The following is an 18,607-nucleotide window of genomic DNA, read 5'->3' as shown; positions in this document are numbered from 1 at the left end:
TGTTTCTTATTGGCTATTCTCAGTCGCCAAAAAAGGTTTAATCTAAAGTAATAAAAATAAAAAATGTCAATTACAAAAATATGTTGCATAGGAGCCGGATATGTTGGAGGACCAACGATGGCGGTTATAGCACAAAAATGTCCACATATCCAAGTGACTGTGGTGGATTTGAATCAAGAAAGAATTGCGGCATGGAATGATGCAGACGTGAACAATATTCCAATTTACGAGCCCGGTTTGTCCGAAGTTGTAGAAGAAGCTCGAGGGCGTAATTTGTTTTTTTCTACCGATGTGGAAAAAGCTATTGATGAAGCGCAGCTGATTTTTATCTCAGTGAACACCCCAACCAAAACTTATGGAAAAGGAAAGGGAATGGCTGCGGATTTAAAATACATCGAGTTGTGTGCCCGTCAGATTGCTAAAATTGCGAAAGACAATAAAATTGTAGTTGAAAAGTCGACTTTACCAGTGCGTACAGCCGAAGCGATTAAAAGTATTTTAGATTATACAGGTAATGGGGTACAGTTTCAAATTTTATCTAACCCAGAGTTTTTAGCTGAAGGTACTGCAGTGAACGATTTGTTATTTCCTGACCGAATTTTGATTGGGGGTGATGCTTCAATAGAAGGACAAAAAGCTATCCAAGCTTTAGTCGATGTATATTCTAATTGGGTTTCGCCTGAAAAGATTTTGACGACTAATTTATGGTCTTCCGAATTGTCTAAATTAACGGCTAATGCTTTTTTAGCGCAGCGCATTTCTTCCATCAATGCGATGTCGGAATTATGTGAACAAACGGGTGCAGATGTGAATGAAGTCGCTAAGGCTATTGGAATGGATAGTCGAATTGGACCCAAGTTTTTGAAAGCCTCAGTTGGGTTTGGGGGGTCTTGTTTTCAAAAGGATATTTTGAATTTGGTGTATATTGCTAAGTCCTATGGTTTATATGAAGTGGCCGATTATTGGGAGCAGGTCATTATTATGAATGATCATCAAAAAAGACGTTTCTCTAATAAAATTGTGCAAACCTTATACAATACGGTAGCCGATAAAAAGATCGCTTTTTTAGGCTGGGCCTTTAAGAAAGATACCAATGATACTCGTGAATCGGCGGCTATTTATGTGGCTGATGATTTGATTAATGAAGAAGCGCGACTTTCGGTGTATGATCCTAAGGTACCGTTTAAAAAAGTACTTGCCGATTTGGATTATTTAGAGTCACGAAGTACAACACAAAATCAAAAACATATTGCTCCTGCAACTTCTGCCTATGAAGCATGTGAAAACGCTCATGCTGTTGCCATTCTAACAGAGTGGGATGAGTTTAGAACTTACGACTGGCAAAGAATTTACGATAGTATGCAAAAACCGGCCTTTGTTTTTGATGGGCGAAATATTTTAGACGCTGACCAGATGAAAGCCATTGGTTTTGTTTACAATAGGATTGGGGCTTAGTAATACTATGGGGTGTTGGTTAAAGAATTAAACAGCTAACCAAGTTAGACCAAAAAACTATCATTAATTTTAGTGATTTTTTATTTTCATTTTTTAATTTATAATATCGATTAGCGTTTCAAAAACAGTAGGTTGTATTTCGAGTGCCGCTTTTTGTTTTTTTTTGCAACTTTTAAATGCTAGGTATAGCTGTTTAGATTTTGTTATATTTGCAATCCCGATAACTTTCAGCTGACTGTTGTTGATTTAAAATAAGTAGCGCATTGGATACAAAAATTAAAATTGCCGTAATTGGATTAGGATATGTAGGATTGCCTTTGGCTAGACTTTTTGCTACTCAGTATTCAGTTGTTGGATTTGATATTAATGAAAACCGAATTTCCGAATTGCAAAAAGGGACTGATAGTACTTTAGAAGTAGCGGATGCGGTTCTTCAATCTGTTTTGGTTCACGATTTCGACTCCGTTACTAAAGGTTTGTTATGTTCTAGTGATTTAGCAACTATTCAAGATTGTAATTATTACATCGTTACGGTACCTACACCCGTGGATAAAAACAATCGACCTGACTTATCACCTTTATATAAATCCAGTGCAACAGTTGGAAAAGTATTAAAAAAAGGAGATGTCGTTATTTACGAATCTACTGTTTATCCGGGTGTAACCGAAGAGGAGTGTGTGCCTGTTTTAGAGCAGGTTTCGGGGCTTCAATTTAATGTTGATTTTTTTGCTGGGTATTCTCCTGAACGTATTAATCCAGGGGATAAAGAACATACCGTAGAAAAAATTTTAAAAATCACCTCGGGATCTACTCCTGAAGTTGGTCAAAAAGTTGATGCCTTGTATCGATCGGTTATCTTGGCCGGGACTCATTTGGCACCTTCTATAAAAGTAGCCGAAGCCGCTAAAGTTATCGAAAATTCGCAGCGTGATATCAACATTGCTTTTGTTAATGAATTAGCTAAAATCTTCAATTTACTCGATATAGATACTGCCGAGGTCTTAAAGGCAGCGAGTACGAAATGGAATTTCCTACCCTTCAAGCCAGGCTTGGTGGGAGGGCATTGTATTGGGGTTGATCCTTATTATTTGGCACAAAAAGCCCAAGAGAAAGGGTATCATCCCGAAATTATTTTAGCTGGGCGACGTTTGAATGACAGCATGGGGGAATATGTGGCTTCTCAAGTCGTAAAGCTCATGATTAAAAAAGGGGTGACGATCAATGGCGCCAACTTGTTGTTGTTAGGAATTACTTTCAAAGAAAATTGTCCCGACGTTCGTAACACCAAAATCGTAGATGTGGTTCGCGCTTTGGTAGATTATGGTATTCAGGTTACGATTTATGACCCTTGGGCTAATCCTGATGAAGTAGTGCATGAATACAGATTGACTACGATAAACGAATTGCCAAATACTACTTTTGATACTATAGTTTTAGGGGTAGCGCATCAAGTTTTTTTGGATATAGACTATGCTGTTTTGAGAAAAGAGAAAAGCGTTTTATATGATGTAAAAGGGGTGTTACAAGTGCCTGTGGATGGGAAGTTGTAAGCTAAATTGTTAGTTATTTGTGTTTTTGTTTTGTGATTTATGGGTTTTAGGTTAACTGTTGACTAAAAATATAATATAAAAATTTGCTAGGATTTAGTTTTATATGTGTTGGTTTTGGTTTGCGGAGAACCTATGATATAGATTACTTTGATAAAAAATAAAAGATGAAAAAAATATTGATTACTGGAGGTGCAGGGTTTATTGGGTCACACGTGGTGAGGCGTTTCGTAACTAATTATCCTCATTATCATGTTTTTAATTTAGATGCTTTGACGTATGCAGGTAATCTAGAGAATGTCAAGGATATTGAAAAAGCGCCTAATTACACTTTTGTTAAGGGAGATATAACCGATGAAGCTTTCATTGGCGCTTTGTTTGCTCAGTATCATTTTGATGGTGTACTACATTTAGCAGCTGAATCGCATGTCGATAGATCTATTACGGATCCTTTGGCGTTTGTCAAGACGAATGTTTTTGGTACTATGATTTTATTGAATGCCGCTAAAAATCAGTGGAAAGGTAGTTTTGAAGGTAAACGCTTTTATCATATTAGTACTGATGAGGTTTATGGATCTTTGGGTACTGAAGGGCTCTTTACCGAGACCACTCCTTATGATCCTAATTCGCCCTATTCGGCTTCAAAAGCGAGCTCGGATCACTTCGTGCGTGCTTATGGCGAAACGTACGGATTGCCTTATGTGCTTACTAATTGTTCGAACAATTACGGACCGTATCATTTTCCAGAGAAATTGATTCCACTTTTTGTCAATAATATCATTCATAATAAATCTTTACCTGTTTATGGTGATGGGAATTATACTAGAGACTGGTTGTTTGTTAAGGATCACGCGGTAGCTATCGATTTGGTTTTTCACAAAGGAAAGAATCATGAAACTTATAATATCGGAGGTTTTAATGAATGGAAAAATATTGATTTGGTGAAACTCTTGTGCCGTATCATGGATGAAAAATTAGGTCGTCCAGAAGGAAATTCTCAAGAGTTGATTACTTACGTGAAAGATCGTCCTGGGCATGATTTGCGTTACGCTATTGATGCTAGTAAAATTAATAAAGAATTAGGTTGGAAGCCTTCTGTTACTTTTGAAGAAGGACTAGAGCAAACTATCGATTGGTATTTGAGCAATCAAGAATGGTTGAATAATGTTACTTCTGGGGCGTATGCTTCGTATTATGAGCAGCAGTATTTGTAGTTGGCGGTTATCCGTTTTAAGTTATGAGTTGACGTAACAGACAACCAAGAATGGACAATCGAGAACCGAAAGATAATAACTGAAAACCGAAAATGAATTGGTACGTACTCTATACAAAGCCCAAATGGGAGAAGAAGGTAGCTGAAAGGCTTAATGCAATTGGTATTACTTCTTATTGTCCTACAGTAGTTAAGGTGCAACAATGGAGTGATCGGAAGAAAAAAGTGGAAGTGCCTTTGTTTTCGTCCTATGTCTTTGTGCATTTGGAGGAAAAGGAGAGGAATGATGTTTTTGCGGTTACTGGAGTGCTACGTTATTTGTTTTGGCTAGGGAAGCCTGCTGTAGTTCGAGAGAACGAAATTCAGGCTATTCAGCACTGGCTGTCGGAGCCCGATGGGTTTGAGATTGCTGTCACAACTTGGCAACCGGGCGATCGCGTGGCCTTAGAATATGGAGTTTTTAAAGATCAATCGGCTATTGTTCAGGAAGTTAAAAGTAATGCTTGTGTCTTGGTTTTGGAAGCCTTGGGTTGTGTGTTGCGGGTTGGGAAGAAGTGAGGAGTGAGATGTGAAAAGTGAGTATATGGATTGGTGAAATTGGTGAGTTTTGTAAGAGTAAATCTTATTTTATTTATTCTCAACTATTTGATTAGTAGTTTGCATGAATTTATAAAATTAAGATTTAAATAGTCTGTAAATTCTTGTTTATTTGCGTTAAATTCGTAAAAAAAATAAAAAGGGAGTCTTGAATGGGACTCACAGTGGCGGAGCCTTGGATAGAGATGAGGAGTGAGAAAGTAGAAGTGAGTTTGTAAGTAATCAGTGAGGGAGTAGGTGGTAAATAAAGGATAGAAGTTAAAAGTTATAAAAAATTAGTTGCGTCAGGCCATCGCTTTTAGTCCTTAGCTGTGATCGGTCTGAAAGTTGCATAAACAGATTACAAATTTCTTATATCAGTCGTTGAAAAGGCTGAACATAAATACATTTAATAGATATGAAAAAAATAATACTTGCTTTTGTTTTGGTTTTAGCTTTTTTACAGCCGTACATGTTGGTGGCTCAGGATTTATTAAAAAGTCAAAATTTAAGTGCTGTAATAGTTGATAATTTAAAGGACACAGATATTCTTAAAATAAAAGCACAGTTAAAAGCGAATAATTTGTCAATTGATCAAGCGGAAACTATGGCACTTTCAAAAGGGATGTCAGCAACAGAGTTTGGTAAATTGAAACTCCGATTGCAAGAAGAAAATCAGGAGCAAGTGCTAACAAAATCAGAACCTTTATCTTTTCAAGAAGGTAGAGTAAAGGAAAAGGCTGCTGCTGGAAAAGTTAAGGACACTACCATCGCAAGAATCTTTGGTACGGAGTTGTTTGATAATCCAACACTTAATTTTGAACCAGATTTAAAGTTAGCGACTCCTGTAAATTATGTTTTAGGTCCTGGAGATGAGTTACAAGTGGCTATTTATGGAGTACAAGAATACAGTGGTTCATTAGCCGTTTCTCCAGAGGGTAAAGTGTCTATCCCCTATGTTGGACAACTTTATGTTAGTGGTATGACGGTTGAAGCAGCGACAGCTAAGATTAAAGGCGCAGTAGCTAAGGTCTATAGTACGGTAAGAAATGGACAATCTACACTTTCCGTAAGTTTAGGACGCATACGAACGATTAAAATTACAGTGATTGGTGGTAAACAACCTGGAAATTACTCCGTTTCTTCGTTAGGAACCGTTTATCATGCCTTGCATTTGGCGGGAGGGCCAGGTATAAATGGTAGTTTCCGAAATATTGAATTGATTCGTAACAATAAGTTGCTACGAAATATCGATTTATATCGTTTTTTAGTAAGTGGTAATGCTAGCGACAATATTGGTTTAAAAGACAACGACGTAATAAGGATACCTTCTTATTCAAATCGAGTGACTATTGAGGGGGAAGTTAAAAGAGCAGGTATTTTTGAATTAAAATCAGGAGAGAGTTTTAAAGACTTGCTTCGTTATGCCTCGGGTTTTACAGATATGGCCTATACCGCATCTGTGCAAGTATTACAAAAAACAGCTAAAGAATTGAAGGTAGAAGATATTAAGTCAAGTAGCTTCGGTAGTTATCTTCCTAAAACAGGTGATTTCTTTAAAGTTGCTGAAATTTTAAATCGTTTCGAAAATAAGATTGCCATACAAGGAGCTGTTTTTAGACCTAGTATTTATTCCTTCTATTCCGGTATGAGGGTTATGGATTTGATCAAGTTGGCTGAAGGATTAAAAGAAGACGCTTATCTCAAAAGAGCACGGATAAGCCGTTTAAAAAGTGACTTGACAACCGAGGTTATTTCCATAGCCTTAGATCAAGCGCTAAACAATCAAAATCAAGCGAATATTTTATTGCAAAAAGATGATGAAGTAACGATTTACTCCGTAAATGATTTTGTAGAAGATTATGTGGTAACCATAGAAGGGGAGATAAAAAAACCAGGGGCTTATGCTTATCTAGAAAATTTGACCTTAAATGATTTGTTGATAGAAGCAGGGGGACTGAAAGATGCAGCCTCAAAACGTGTAGAAATTGCGCGTATGAAAAAAGCTGAAGAAATAGACGATAAAGATCTCAATAGGGTTGAACTAATTCAACTAGATATTGATCCTAAGAGTAACGAACAGCTTACTAATTTTAGCTTACAACCTTTTGATGTTGTTACCATAAGACGCATTGGATTGTATGAAAAACCACAAACTGTTTCTGTTGAAGGAGCAGTTGCTTACCCTGGAAAGTATGTGATTAGTACTAAAAACGAAACCATTTATGATGTTATTTCAAGAGCAGGAGGCTTATTGTCTAAAGCAAATATCTTTGGTGTAAAAGTGATACGCTCGATTAAACAAAAACAAATTAACGATTTAAAACGAGTTAATACTGGGGATGAATCTAATAAAGAAGAGTTAAAAGATATAATTGCCCAAAATTTGAATCAAACAATTATTCCAATTGATTGGGATCAGATTGAAAAAGACCCTAGACATAGAAGTAACATTGTATTGCAAGCAGGTGATAAAATACAAGTGGCAGATTATGATGGAAGTGTTAAGGTCTCTGGCAATGTAGTGTTAATGTCTGAGATTCCTTTTCATAAAGGAAAAGGATTTGCTTATTATTTTAATGCAGTAGGAGGGGTTGATGACAAAGGCTGGAAGAAAAAATCCTATATTGTTTATCCTAATGGTAAGGCAGCTACTACAAGTAGTTTTTTGTTTTTCACCAGCTATCCAAAAGTAATTGCGGGATCACAAATTATTGTTCCTGAAAAACCCGAAAGACAGAAGATGACTACGGGAGAGTGGGTTAGTATTGGAAGTGTGATTACAAGTTTGGCACTATTAGTAGTAACGGCGTTTAAGTAGTTGTGGTTTGTGAGTTGGGGATTGCGGTTATGGGTTAAGTCTTTACAGTAGTCCTTATAAAATAACCTCATTTGTCAGCTTGAGTGCAGTCGAGACAGCTTAGTCCGAAAACCTAAAGTAAGATAGAAAGTAGAAGGTAGAAAATAGAGCTAAAGTGTAAAATTTTAACCAATTAATACGTTAAACAATTAATCGAAAACCGAAATTTGAATAATGGAGGAACAAAAAAATAGCATAAAGAGCGACGAAATATCGTTAAAAGAGTTAATAGGAAAAATTAAGGATTGGTACCACTATTTGCTTACGAAATGGAAGCTTATTGTACTGGTAGGGATTATTGGAGGAGTCCTAGGTCTTACTTATTCTTTTATAAAACAACCGGTCTATACGGCAACTTTAACCTTTGCTTTAGAAGATGAAAAAGCAGGGGGTGGTTTAGGTGGTGCTTTAGGATTAGCAAGTACTTTAGGATTGGATTTAGGTAGTAGTGGAGGAAGTATGTTTGCGGGTTCTAATCTAACCGAGTTATTCAAATCACGTGCTATGGTGGAGAAAACCCTGCTAAGTACAGTTATTGATACCAACGGAAAGCTTATTACCTTAGCCGAAGTGTACATCAAAAACAACGACTGGCGAGAAAAATGGGAGAGGCAAGCTCAACTCAAAACTATTCAATTTTTGCCTGGTGTAAAGCGTGCGTATTTCACAAGAGTGCATGATAGTATTTTGGGTGTTATGTATGAAAATCTTTCTAAAAAGAGCTTGTCGGTATTCCAAAAAGAAAAAAAAATTGCGATTGTTAATATTGATGTCATTGATAAAAACGAATTGTTTGCTAAACAGTTTTGTGAGAACTTAGCCAAGACCGTTTCTGATTTTTATGTTACTACGAAAAGCAAAAAAGCCAAAATGAATATGGATATTCTAATTCGCCAAACGGATTCTATTCGTGGGGAGTTGAATGGGGCGATAACTGGAGTGGCAGTAGCCAATGATAATACCTTTAATTTGAATCCTGCTTTGAATGTTCGTAGAGCCCCCTCTGCTAGGCGACAAGTGGATGTTCAGGCTAATACGGCCATTCTAACCGAATTAGTCAAACAAACAGAATTGGCTAAAGTTACCTTAAGAAAAGAAACTCCTTTAATTCAGGTAATTGATCGTCCGATATTGCCTTTGCCTAAAGTAAGATTAGATAAAGCTAAAGGACTGTTATTGGGTGGATTTTTAGCAGTTTTTTTGACTGTTTTATTTTTGATTGGAAGGCGTGTAATGAAAGAGATGATGAATTAGTCACGGGTTAGCTGTTTTAAATGGTTAATCGGCTAATTAATTTAAAAGGTTAAGAAAGGTAACGTTGAGTAACTAAAGAAATTTTATGTATAGTGCAGTTGATACTCTTTAGTCCAAAGTTCTAAAAGAACGGAATACAACAAAGTATAGGGTTGAGAATAAGAGGAAGATAAAATAGGAGCTTGAAATTAAAGTTTAATCGTTTAAGATTTAAGGTTGTAATAAAAACCTTTATCCTTCAACAAATAACATAGCCTCTAGATAGTTTCCCATTTGGGAGCTAGAATGGCTTCATCATATGAAAATAGGAATTACCTTTAGTGCTTTTGATTTGTTTCACGCTGGTCACGTAAAAATGTTAGAAGAAGCGAAACGTCAATGTGACTATTTAATTGTGGGTTTACAAACGGATCCTAATTTAGATAGACCAGAAAAAAACCAACCAGTGCAAACAGTTGTAGAGCGTTACATTCAATTGAAGGGCTGTAAGTTTGTGGATGAAATTGTTCCTTACGCTACTGAACAGGATTTAGAAGACATCTTGCGTTCTTTTAAAATTGACATACGCATCCTAGGAGACGAATATCAGGAGTAAAACTTTACTGGGCGAATATATTGCGAAGCTAAGGGAATTGAATTGTATTTCAATATAAGAGATCATCGGTTTTCAAGCTCAGGTTTGCGAAAAGAATTGAGTCAGAAAGAGATGAAATTTAAAATATAAGAAAATATAACATTAATTTAAATGATAAAAAATTTAATCATATTTGGTACACGACCTGAGGCTATTAAAATGGCACCACTAGTCAATGCGTTCAGAACGTATTCGGATGAATTTGAAACTAGAGTTTGTGTAACAGCTCAACATAGAGAGATGTTAGATCAAGTCTTAGATTTTTTTGCAATAAAACCTGATTTTGATTTAGATTTAATGAAACCTAATCAAAACCTATACTCTTTAACATCTGATATTATTTTAGGACTAAAATCTGTTTTAGAAGAGTTTAAGCCTGATTATGTGTATGTACATGGCGATACTACTACAACTATGGCAGCAAGTATCTCAGCATTTTATTCTGGTGCAAAAGTTTGTCACATAGAAGCAGGTTTGCGAACACATAATAAATATTCTCCGTTTCCTGAAGAAATGAATCGTCAAGTAACTGGAAGAATTGCTGATTTTCATTTTGCACCTACAACTGCTTCACAACATAATTTGTTAGCTGAGAATATAAGTAGTGAAAAAATATTGGTTACAGGAAATACTGTTATAGATGCTTTATTAGAAAGTGTTGTAATTGTTGATAAAATCGAGAATGAAGAAATTGATTTTTTATTAAAAGTTATTGATTCTTCAAAAAAAATAATTTTAGTAACAGGGCATCGAAGAGAAAATCATGGACAAGGATTTATAAATATTTGTGAAGCATTGAAAGAAATTGCTTTGCAACATCCAGAAGTTCAAATCATTTATCCTGTCCATCTAAATCCAAATGTGAAAAAACCTGTTTACGAAATACTTTCTAATATTTCTAACATACAGTTAATAGATCCATTGAGTTATCCTGCTTTTGTATGGCTAATGAAAGAGTCGTATTTAATAATTACTGATTCTGGCGGTGTTCAGGAAGAAGCTCCCAGTTTAGGGAAGCCAGTGTTGGTTTTGCGTGATACAACAGAAAGGCCTGAGGCTGTTGAGGCTGGAACAGTAATTTTAGTAGGCACCAATAAAGAAAAAATAGTATCTGAAACAAAAAAATTATTGATAAATTTTAAGCATTATACTGATATGAGTGCCTTACACAACCCATATGGAGATGGTAGTGCATGCAAAAGAATAATTGAATTCATACGCGAGAACCAGTAATGAAAATGAATTCCGCTAGTAGTATTGGTAATAAGTTATTTAAAGAAACAGTAATTTATTCTATAGGGAGTTTCGGTTCAAAAATTTTATCTTTTCTATTACTCCCTTTTTATACTTTTTTATTAACCAAAAAAGATTTGGGGGAATATGATATATTTATAACTACGATTACATTATTTGTGCCTTTAGTTTCACTACAAATATCAGATGCTGCATATAGATGGTTGATCGAAATAGATATTGATAATAAGTGTTTGAAAAAACAAATAATTACCAATACTTTATTTTTGTTTGGTATTGGTTTTTTGCTTTTTTCAGTTTCATTTTTAATATATTCTGAATTTGAGGATTTCAAGTATAAGACATATTTTTTCTTCTTAATGTTTCTTAACTGCCTTTTGCCAATATTGCAAAATATTTTAAGAGGCGAAGGGCAAACTGAAAAATTTGCGCTAAATGGTCTTTTTACCACATTTTTAGTAATAATTTTTAATGTAATTTTTATTTATTTCTTACACTTAAAAGTTGAAGGTATTTTACTAGCGAATGTTGTAGCTTATACATTAGGATGTTTAGTCATTTTAATTCAAATCAATATTTTTAAATACTTTTCTTTTAAAAGTTTAGATAAAAAATTATTGAAAGAGATGTGTTATTATTCTCTACCTCTTATCCCTAATTTAATTAGCTGGTGGGTTATAGGTTCAGCAAGTAAGTTTGTTATTTTGCATTATTTAGGGGCTGAAGCTAATGGGATTTATGCAATTTCTTCGAGATTTCCTTCTATAATTGTAATCATAAATTCAATTTTTGTTTTGCCCATACAAGATGCTTTTCTTAAAAAAGATATTAAAATTGAAGATTTTAATAAATTATTGGTTTATTTTGTTAAAATTGAGTTTAGTATGATAATTTTGTTAATTGCTGGCGCACCAATTTATACCAAGTATATTGTTGATTTAGCGTTTTACGAATCTTGGAAGTTTATGCCTTTTTTATATTTGGGAGTGGGTTTTAATACAATAGCAGCATTAATAAGTCTTATTTATCAAAAAAGTAGGGCAACAGTAAAAATAACTGTTACTACCATAATTGGTGGAATTGTTTCTATAGGGCTTTGTGTTTTGTTAGTAAATGAATATGGATTATATGGTATTTCTATATCTTATTTTTTTGGTTTTTTTGTTATATTTTTATTGAGGTACATAGATTTAAAAAAAGTATTGGTTCAGGAGATAAAAATATTTAATTATATTTTTGCATTAATAAGTATTATTGCCGTGATTTTTTTGATGGATTTTTTAACGTTTCTATATCAGTTAGTTTTATTTGTCATAGTTTTTTTATTGACTGTCTACTCCAATAAAGGTTTAATTTTTAAATTGTTGAAAAAATGATTTTACGGACAATTTTTGAGTTTTATAAGAATTATAAACTTAAAAGAGTATTGAAAAATCTTAAAAGTAATGGAATTTGTAATCAGATAAGTTCTTCAATATTTATTTATTACCCTGAAAGAGTTACTTTTGGGGATTACATTTACATAGGGCCTAATGCAGAAATTAATGGATTAGGTGGACTAGAAATAATGAATGGTGTAATTATTGGCCCTAACCTTGTTTTACATTCTGCAAATCATAATTTTAAAGATTCAAAATATATTCCTTATGATGAAACTTTTGATTTTAGAAAAGTTCTTATAGAAGAGAATGTTTGGATTGGTGGGAATGTAATTATTACTCCTGGTAGTACTATAGGGGAGGGTAGTATTATTGGAGCGGGATGCGTAGTTTCAGGAAATATTCCACCACTTTCTATTGTAGTTGGCAATCCATGTAAAGTTATTAAAACAAGGGATGCAGAACACTATTATAAACTTAAAAACGAGAAAAAGTTTTATCTCAAAGCTAAGTTAGAAAACAATCTAGAACCACAGGTTAATTATAATTATAGAGAGTGATTTTTAGAATAATAGTAAATTATTTTTAAGTTTTATGTCTACAGATATTCCTTTTTTTAAGCTACGGTTTGTACCATTTTTAATCGTTTGTTTTTTTTCTTTTTATTCTTGCTGCAAGGATGATATTCCTGAGCCAAAAGCAATTTCAAAATTTGATACTACTTCTGGGCTTAAAGATATCGATGTTAAAAAACAATATGATGTGGTTGTTTATGGAGGTACTGCTGCGGGTATTATAGCGGCTGTAGAACTTTCCAAATCAAGAAAAAGTGTTCTTCTTATAAAACCCTTGAATACAGCTTTGGGGGGTATGACTGCAAATGGACTTGGTATCACAGATGTTGTTAATACCAACATATTGGGTGGATTGACTAGGGATTTCTATAAATCGATTAAAGAGTACTATAGTAATTCACAAAATTGGTTTATAGGAAATGCGGCTAATTACGCCAGGTATTCTTATGATGGTGATGTAATGATTTGGTTTGAACCTAAAGCTGCTCAGTATGTTTTGAGAGATTTGATCGTTAAAAATGCAATTCCTGTTTTGCACACGGAAAGACTTGATTTGCAAAATGGTGTTACCAAAAATTCTCTAAATGCGATCACTGCAATAAAAATGGAATCAGGTTTAATTATACAAGGTAAAATATTTATTGATGCAACGTATGAAGGAGATCTAATGGCTAAAAGTGGTGTTTCATATGCAGTTGGTAGAGAAAGCAATTCTCAGTATAATGAACAAACAAATGGTGTGCAAAGGATTTATGCTACCAGTCGCAATCAGTTCCCCAATGGTATAAAGCGTTTGGGCTATTTGATGAATTTACCACCTAATGGGACGGGAGATAAAAAAATACAAGCATTTTGCTTCAGAATGTGTTTGACCAATGCACCAGAAAATCGTATAAAAATAGAAAAGCCAGCTGGATATGATGAGAATGATTACGATTTACTGTTTGAATATCTAAAACTATATAATGGTAATACTTTTTTTGATTTAATGCCATTACCTAATAGTAAGACAGACTCAAATAATTTTGGTCCAATTTCAACAAACTATGTCGGTAAGAATTATAATTATCCAGAGGGAAATTATTCTGAAAGGGAAATGATAATTGCGGATCATAAGCGATATCAAATTGGGTTTTTATGGACCCTAGCCAATCATCCAAAAGTGCCAGAAAGAATACGTGATTTTTACAAGGAATGGGGACTACCAAAAGATGAATTTATAGATAACGGTAATTGGCCCAATCAATTATATATCAGGGAGGCAAGAAGAATGATTAGCGAATATGTAATTACTGAAAAGAACTGTAGCGGAAAGATTATTGCCGATCAAGGTGTTGCTATGGGAGATTATCCAATGGACTCTCATATTGTGCAACGTTATATAGACCAAAATGGGAACGTTAAGAATGAAGGTCAGTTTATGGCAAGAACTCCTAAACCGTACCCTATTGACTATCGTGCAATTGTTCCTAAACAAACGGAATGTACAAATTTATTTGTTCCTATCTGTTTGTCTGCATCTAGAATTGCATATAGCTCATTAAGAATGGAGCCTGTTTATATGTCATTGGGACAAGCATCAGCAGTAGCAGCAATATTGGCATTGAACAATAACATAACAGTTCAAAATGTACCATACGAAAACTTGAGAAATTCATTATTAGAAAAAAAAGTTGTATTACAATAATATAAATGACAAAACTAACAATAAGAGGCGCTTACGGAGAAACTAATTTCGGTGATGATTTATTGATGTGCGTGTTTGAAAACTATTTTTTAACAGAGTTTGATGATTTACAGTTAAATTTTGTAGGTGAGAACAGTAATTATGTTGATCTTCTTTTGACAAAAGGTAAGTATATGCAGTCTAGTTTTGTAGCTGATTGGGAAATATATGGAGGAGGGACTCAATTTTTCGCTTTTCAAAGCAAAAATGAAACCTCTCTAAAGCAAAAAGTACTTTTTGCGATTAATAATCCAAAAGCTATAAAAGAAAGAATAAAAAAAATCCTTGTTAAGGATAAATATGATGAGGCGAAAGTTGCTTTTTTAGGTTTTGGAATAGGTCCTTTTTATGAAAATTATGAAGCAATACTTCATGCAAAAGAGAAGACATCTAAAGCTAATTTTGTTGGGGTCAGAGACGAAGTGTCTTATAGTTATTGCACAGAATGGAATATTCCAGCAATATTAGGTGCCGATGTCGTTTTTTCATCGTATTTCAACAAACCCGATATACTAAAATCTACTCATTCAAGTGGGAAAATAAAAATTGGAATAATTGTTAGGGATTGGGACTGGGAGAAATCAGGTAATAGCTACATTAATAATCTACTAGAATTCTATAAAAACTATTCAGATGCAGAATTTCAATTTATTGTTTTTGCTCCATCTAGAGATAAGGAATGGATTGCAAAATTAAAGAATGAAAATGTTTTACTTTGGGATCCACAAAAGTATTCGATCAAATCTTTTTTAGATGAATTGAATAAATTTGATGGGTTTATTTCAGCTCGATACCATGGAGCGATTGTAGCTTCATTGTTAAATAAGCCTGTTATATGTGTTGAAATAGAACCCAAATTAAGAATATTAACTGAACAAGTAAAAGAAATTAAACTTTGGAAAAAGCCATTTGATGTTAAAGATTTGGCTGATTTAGTCAATCAATTAGATTTCAATGTTGATTACACAGACTCTTTAAATGAAAGAAAAGCAAATGCAGATTATATGCTTCTGGAGTTTAAAAAAATCTTTCACGAAATCGGATAGTTTTTTTACCCACACTAAATTGTACTTGAGTAACAAAAACACTAAGTAATTTTTTTAATTAAAGAAGTTCGCAAGTTAGCGATTTAACTTGCGTCGTAATTCCTAATAAATATGATAGTTCTTTTTTATTTGCCTAAAAGCGCCATGAACGAGGCAACAGAATATTATTCTAATCTAATGATCAAGGCATTTAATAGTTATGAAGTAATTATCTCAGAAACTCCCTATGTAGAAGAAAAAGTAGATATTATTGTTACTATAAGATTGGGGGATCAAAGTAAATTAAGATATACTAAAAAAAATAAAAAATATATTTATGTTAATTGGTTTCAGGGAATAGGTCCTGAAGAGTATGAATTATTGCATAATTACACATTAAAATCAAAGTTGGGTAAGTTTTACTTAAGCTATTTGGAGAAAAAGGGTCTTCAAAAAACAAATTTGTGTTTTTTTGTGTCTAAAGCAATGAAGGATTTTTATGAAAACAAATATAAATTAAGTTTTGAAAAAAAATCAATTGTTGTTCCATGCTATAACAAAGAGCTTGATGAATCCTCTTTTTTTGTCCAAAGAAAATACGAAAATCTTAGTTTTGTTTATGCAGGAGCGCTATATGGTTGGCAATGTATAGAGGAGAGCCTACAGGTTTTTAAAAAAATTTATGAAAATAATTCATCAGCACAATTAACTTTATTAACAGGACAAAAAGAGCAGGCTGCTGAATTAATAAAAAAATATGATTTAAAAAACGTGTCAGTTGGTTTTGTCAAATTAGAAAATTTACAAGATGAACTTGCAAAATATAAATATGGGTTTTTATTAAGAAAAAATGATCCAATTAATAATGTCGCAACACCAACAAAAATGAATTCGTATTTGGCAGCGGGAATCATTCCAGTGTATACTGATGTAGTTAAAGATTTTGAAGAAAATATTGATTTATTAGATTATTCAATAAAATTTAGAATAGAGAAAGATTCTTTGGAAAAAATAGCTGATGAAATTGTCGTTTTTGATAAAAAAAGCATAAATATAAATGAAATTATAAAGGTTTATAAACAGATTTTTTCGCAATACTATTCAGATGATAAATATATTAGTGAAATCCGAAAAAAGTTAGCTTCTTTAAATTTATAAATATCATTTAATATTTTTAAGATTTTAAATAAATTATTATAAAATGATGGTATCAATAGGGATTCCTATCTATAATGCTGATCAATATCTTCGATTAGCCATAGATTCTGTTTTAAAACAAACCTACTACAACTTTGAACTGTTATTAGTAAATGATGGTTCTTCAGATAATTCTTTAGAAATAATGAATTCGTATGACGATCCTCGAATAAAAATTATAAACGATGGAGTTAATAAAGGATTAATATATAGATTAAATGAAATGATTAATCTTTCTACTGGGAAATATTTTGCAAGAATGGATGCTGATGATATAATGTTTCCTGATAGAATTGAAAAACAGTTAGAATTATTACTTAGTAATTCTGAAATAGACCTTGTTTTTGGAGATGCTGTTAGTATAGATAAGGAGAATCAAGTTTTAGGATATAAAAAATCTTTTGCAGTTAATAACAAAAATGATGTTCTCAAAGGAATTTATCCTATTCATCCAACTGTAATGGCAAAAAGAGAGGTACTACTGAATAATCCTTATAAAGAAGGATTCATACAAATGGAGGATATGGAGTTATGGTACAGGCTAATTGAAGTTAATTGTTTCCAAAACTTGAATTGTCCTTTATTGTTTTATAGGGAAGACGGTAGCAATAATTCTCGAAAGCATTTAAAAATGATTAAAGGCAAGTTACGATTTGCCGAAACATATAAAACAGGAGTAATTAGTAAAATGAAATTAGTTTCAATATCTTATGTTAAGTATATTATCTATCTAATTTTAGAGAAACTAGAAAAAGAGCATATTTTATTAAATAAAAGATTTCAAAATTTGACACCAATCGAAAAAGTAAGTTTTGAAAAACAGTTAGATTTGATTAAAGGTGGCACAGTATAAAATACTATACTATACTATATATTCTGTTGCTGCATTATTTGCAGTATTTACAGCATTTAGTATAGATTTTAAAAAAAGAAACTACAAAGGTGCGGCTGATTGGATTGTATATGTTCTGATGTTCGCATATATTTTTCTATTTGGGATGCGTGCTGAAAATATTGGTACAGATACAACAATGTATCATTGGCAATACACACATTATGATGAAATAACTTTCGGTACTGATGCGCCTATAGGTTTGATTTTTAATTTTTTACATATCTTTAGTGATGGTCCTCAAATTTTTTTATTTGTAATGAGTTTGTTATATGTATCATTAAATTTTTATGCTCTAAAGAAGTATGCAAAATTTTATGAGTTTAACTTTTCTCTTATAGTTTTTTCATTAATTAGCCTTTTTTTCTTTGAATCATTGGGTATAAATATTATTAGACAAGGTCTATCTTTAGCTTTTTTTGTATTGGCTATTGTGTTTCGTGATGTTTCACCAACAAAGAGATTAAGATGGATTTTGTTTTTTATACTATCGATATGTTTTCATTTTACTAGTTTAATTCCAGTTATACTCTACTTATTGATTTTGTATTTCAAGCGAATAAGAATTATTTACTTTTGCATAATATATTTGTTAGCAGTTTTATCTTCAGCTGCGGGAATTAGTTTTTTATCTTTTAAAGATTATTTTATTGGATTCTTATTGGTCGATGAGAGAAGAAGTGGTTATTTAGATGGAAATGATTTCTCTTATGACATTGGGTTTAAGCCTCAGTTTGTAGCTTTTAATACAATATTTCTAATTCTATTTGTCTATTTGAACAAAATTCAAAAAAACGAGTTTTATTCAAGTTTATTAAAATATTATATGCTAATAAGTTCGATATTTTATATGATGTTTCAAATTCCTTTTTCCGATAGATGGGGAATAATGTCTTGGTGTGTTATCCCTTTTTTATTTGCTCCAATGTTTAAAGTTTATCAGGATAAAATTAGTTTGAAAGCGACATTTTCTATATTTTTTTTAGTGTTTATATTTTTATTTTTTCAATCTAGATAATT

At 32.8% G+C, this 18,607-nt stretch carries 14 protein-coding genes and 1 pseudogene; all 15 read left to right on the top strand.

The window, feature by feature from the left end; genetic code table 11:
* The first annotated feature begins 63 nt into the window (after window positions 1-63).
* The 15 genes and pseudogenes from WFZ86_RS02215 to WFZ86_RS02145 all read left to right on the top strand — a co-directional run bounded on the left by WFZ86_RS02215 (window position 64) and on the right by WFZ86_RS02145 (window position 18,605).
* Window positions 64-1,455, top strand: coding sequence for a UDP-glucose 6-dehydrogenase (locus WFZ86_RS02215; RefSeq protein ID WP_342690424.1), 1,392 nt, complete (start codon window positions 64-66; stop codon window positions 1,453-1,455).
* A 263-nt stretch (window positions 1,456-1,718) separates the two neighbouring features.
* A complete protein-coding gene (locus WFZ86_RS02210; protein WP_342690423.1) occupies window positions 1,719-3,005 on the top strand; it encodes a nucleotide sugar dehydrogenase in 1,287 nt (428 codons plus the stop codon).
* Window positions 3,006-3,169: 164 nt separating this feature from the next.
* Window positions 3,170-4,216: a dTDP-glucose 4,6-dehydratase gene (rfbB, locus tag WFZ86_RS02205; protein ID WP_342690422.1), complete on the top strand. Its 1,047-nt coding sequence runs from the start codon at window positions 3,170-3,172 to the stop codon at window positions 4,214-4,216.
* A gap of 92 nt (window positions 4,217-4,308) precedes the next feature.
* Window positions 4,309-4,773 (top strand): UpxY family transcription antiterminator, encoded by a 465-nt coding sequence (locus WFZ86_RS02200; RefSeq protein ID WP_342690421.1) that lies wholly within the window; start codon window positions 4,309-4,311, stop codon window positions 4,771-4,773.
* 436 nt (window positions 4,774-5,209) lie between these two features.
* Entirely contained in the window at window positions 5,210-7,612 is a 2,403-nt protein-coding gene (locus WFZ86_RS02195; protein ID WP_342690420.1) for an SLBB domain-containing protein, read from the top strand.
* 213 nt (window positions 7,613-7,825) lie between these two features.
* The gene (locus WFZ86_RS02190; RefSeq protein WP_342690419.1) at window positions 7,826-8,905 is read left to right on the top strand and encodes a Wzz/FepE/Etk N-terminal domain-containing protein; all 1,080 of its coding nucleotides are present in this window, start codon (window positions 7,826-7,828) and stop codon (window positions 8,903-8,905) included.
* A 298-nt stretch (window positions 8,906-9,203) separates the two neighbouring features.
* A pseudogene (locus WFZ86_RS02185) lies at window positions 9,204-9,629 on the top strand (adenylyltransferase/cytidyltransferase family protein).
* Between the two features lie 21 nt (window positions 9,630-9,650).
* On the top strand, window positions 9,651-10,772 hold the full coding sequence (wecB, locus tag WFZ86_RS02180) for a non-hydrolyzing UDP-N-acetylglucosamine 2-epimerase (protein WP_342690418.1): 1,122 nt from the start codon (window positions 9,651-9,653) through the stop codon (window positions 10,770-10,772).
* A 5-nt stretch (window positions 10,773-10,777) separates the two neighbouring features.
* Complete coding sequence (locus WFZ86_RS02175) at window positions 10,778-12,169, top strand: lipopolysaccharide biosynthesis protein (RefSeq protein ID WP_342690417.1); 1,392 nt, start codon at window positions 10,778-10,780, stop codon at window positions 12,167-12,169.
* Window positions 12,166-12,732: an acyltransferase gene (locus tag WFZ86_RS02170; RefSeq protein ID WP_342690416.1), complete on the top strand. Its 567-nt coding sequence runs from the start codon at window positions 12,166-12,168 to the stop codon at window positions 12,730-12,732. The genes WFZ86_RS02175 and WFZ86_RS02170 overlap by 4 nt, the downstream gene beginning before the upstream one ends.
* A 34-nt stretch (window positions 12,733-12,766) precedes the next feature.
* Window positions 12,767-14,434, top strand: a complete 1,668-nt coding sequence (locus WFZ86_RS02165; protein ID WP_342690415.1) for an FAD-dependent oxidoreductase — start codon at window positions 12,767-12,769, stop codon at window positions 14,432-14,434.
* A gap of 5 nt (window positions 14,435-14,439) precedes the next feature.
* Window positions 14,440-15,519 carry a polysaccharide pyruvyl transferase family protein gene (locus WFZ86_RS02160; RefSeq protein WP_342690414.1) on the top strand — a complete coding sequence of 360 codons (1,080 nt, stop codon included), beginning with the start codon at window positions 14,440-14,442 and terminating at the stop codon, window positions 15,517-15,519.
* Window positions 15,520-15,663: 144 nt separating this feature from the next.
* On the top strand, window positions 15,664-16,656 hold the full coding sequence (locus WFZ86_RS02155; protein ID WP_342690413.1) for a glycosyltransferase family protein: 993 nt from the start codon (window positions 15,664-15,666) through the stop codon (window positions 16,654-16,656).
* A 43-nt stretch (window positions 16,657-16,699) separates the two neighbouring features.
* Window positions 16,700-17,548 carry a glycosyltransferase family 2 protein gene (locus WFZ86_RS02150; RefSeq protein ID WP_342690412.1) on the top strand — a complete coding sequence of 283 codons (849 nt, stop codon included), beginning with the start codon at window positions 16,700-16,702 and terminating at the stop codon, window positions 17,546-17,548.
* Window positions 17,535-18,605, top strand: coding sequence for an EpsG family protein (locus WFZ86_RS02145; protein ID WP_342690411.1), 1,071 nt, complete (start codon window positions 17,535-17,537; stop codon window positions 18,603-18,605). The genes WFZ86_RS02150 and WFZ86_RS02145 overlap by 14 nt, the downstream gene beginning before the upstream one ends.
* Window positions 18,606-18,607: the final 2 nt, after the last annotated feature.

The sequence above is a fragment of the Flavobacterium polysaccharolyticum genome (genome assembly GCF_038739875.1).
In the GTDB taxonomy this organism is placed as follows: domain Bacteria; phylum Bacteroidota; class Bacteroidia; order Flavobacteriales; family Flavobacteriaceae; genus Flavobacterium; species Flavobacterium polysaccharolyticum.
Note: the sequence above shows the minus strand (reverse complement) of the source record. Positions and strands in the feature narration are given on the sequence as shown.